The 1,722-nt window shown below is 69.0% G+C and carries 2 protein-coding genes; both read left to right on the top strand.

What is annotated here, in order from left to right; all coding sequences use genetic code 11:
• Positions 1–49: 49 nt before the first annotated feature.
• The gene (prmC, locus tag ASE89_RS20665; RefSeq protein ID WP_168427570.1) at positions 50–841 is read left to right on the top strand and encodes a peptide chain release factor N(5)-glutamine methyltransferase; all 792 of its coding nucleotides are present in this window, start codon (positions 50–52) and stop codon (positions 839–841) included.
• A 260-nt stretch (positions 842–1,101) separates the two neighbouring features.
• On the top strand, positions 1,102–1,722 hold a 621-nt coding region (locus ASE89_RS00025), incomplete at its 3' end, for a DUF4167 domain-containing protein (RefSeq protein WP_156363298.1).

Below are 1,722 nucleotides of genomic sequence, written 5' to 3'. Positions count from 1 at the left end.
CCCACCCCCCAACCCCCTCCCGCAAGCGGGCGGGGGGGTAAGCGCAGCGATCGCCACTGCGGCCACCCGCTTCGCCTTCTCCGCCACCCCCCGCCTCGATGCCGAACTGCTGATGGCGCATGCGCTGGGCGTCGAGCGGAACGCGATCCTGCTCGATCCCGACCGCTACGCCGTCCCCGCCGGTTTCGCCGCGCTCGTCGAGCGTCGTCTGCGCCATGAGCCGATCGCCTATATCACCGGCACGCGCGGCTTCTGGTCGATCGATCTCGCGGTCGGGCCGGGGGCGCTGGTGCCCCGCGCGGACAGCGAGACGCTGCTGATCGCCGCGCAGGCGCATTTTGCCGGCCGTGCGCCCGCGACCATCCTCGATCTCGGCACCGGCCCCGGTACGCTGCTGCTCGCCGCGCTCGACGAATGGCCCGCGCGCGGTCTCGGCATCGACTTTTCGGCAGACGCGCTCGGCTATGCGCGCGCCAATGCGGCGGCGCTCGGCATGGCGGACCGTGCGCAGTTCGCGCGCGGTAACTGGGCGGACGCGATCGAGGGGCGGTTCGACCTGATCCTCGCCAACCCGCCCTATATCGGTACCGCCGAGACGCTGCCGCCCGAGGTCCGCGATCACGAACCGCATGCGGCGCTGTTCGCAGGCGCGGACGGGCTCGACGATTACCGGATCCTCGCGACGCAGCTTCCCGCGCTGATCGCACCCGGCGGCGCGGCGGTGATCGAGATCGGCGCGACGCAGGCGGCGCCGGTCTCGGCGCTGCTCGAGGCGGCGGGGCTGCATGTTGCGCTACATCATGATTATGGCGGAAACCCGCGCGTCCTGCTCGCGCGATGAGCGCCGCGACTTGACGATTATGGCCCGCCGCCGCATATTTCGCTTGTGGGAGGCCCTTCCGGGCCGCTATCACGTGGGCAGGGGCACGCAATCTCGACAACTTGGTCGTTTTTGAGCGTTGACCCGCATCCTTCGCCTTAAAGTCGCTGCAGTCCGGCGGCCCTGGCAAGTCCGACGCATCGTCATCGGTGCGCGGCGGGGGGTTTGCACCGCATTTCGGAGCACGACCAGATTTTGGTTCGACGACTGAGGACACAAGCTTGATCAACAACCGGCAAGCCGGCCGCCGTCGCGGTCGTGGCAACAATAATAATGGCGGCGGTGGCGGCGGTGGCGGTCAACGCCAGGGCGGCGGCGGTGGTGGTGGCCAGGGTGGCCGCGACACCGGCAACCGCATCGACAGCCGCGCGCGCGGCAACGCGAGCCAATTGTACGAGAAGTACAAGAACCTGGCGCGCGACGCGCAGATGCAGGGCGACCGCGTCAACATCGAATATTATCTGCAGTTCGCGGATCACTATTTCCGCGTGCTGAGCGAAACCCGCGCGCGCTTCGAAGAGAGCCAGCCCCAGGCGCAGCAGCAGCCGCGTCGCCAGCAGCCGTTCGATCTCGACGGCGACGACGATTATGGCGACGAGGGCGAACCGATCCGCTCGGGCGAGCAGCAGGGCAGCCAGCAGAACGGGCAGCAGCACGGGCAGCAGAACGGCCAGCAGGGATCCGGCGACCAGGCGGCGATGGCGAATGGCGGCCAGTCCAATGGCCAGTATTCGAACGTTCGCGCGCCCCGTGAGAGTCAGGGCCGCGAAAACCAGGGCCGTGATGGCCAGGGCCGCGACGACCGCTCGCAGCGCGACGATCGCCCACGCTATGACGCGAAC

Origin of the sequence: Sphingomonas sp. Leaf30, from assembly GCF_001422525.1 — a bacterium.
Classification (GTDB): domain Bacteria; phylum Pseudomonadota; class Alphaproteobacteria; order Sphingomonadales; family Sphingomonadaceae; genus Sphingomonas; species Sphingomonas aerolata.
The sequence above is the reverse complement of the archived record's forward strand: the minus strand, read 5'-3'. Positions and strand labels throughout refer to the sequence as shown.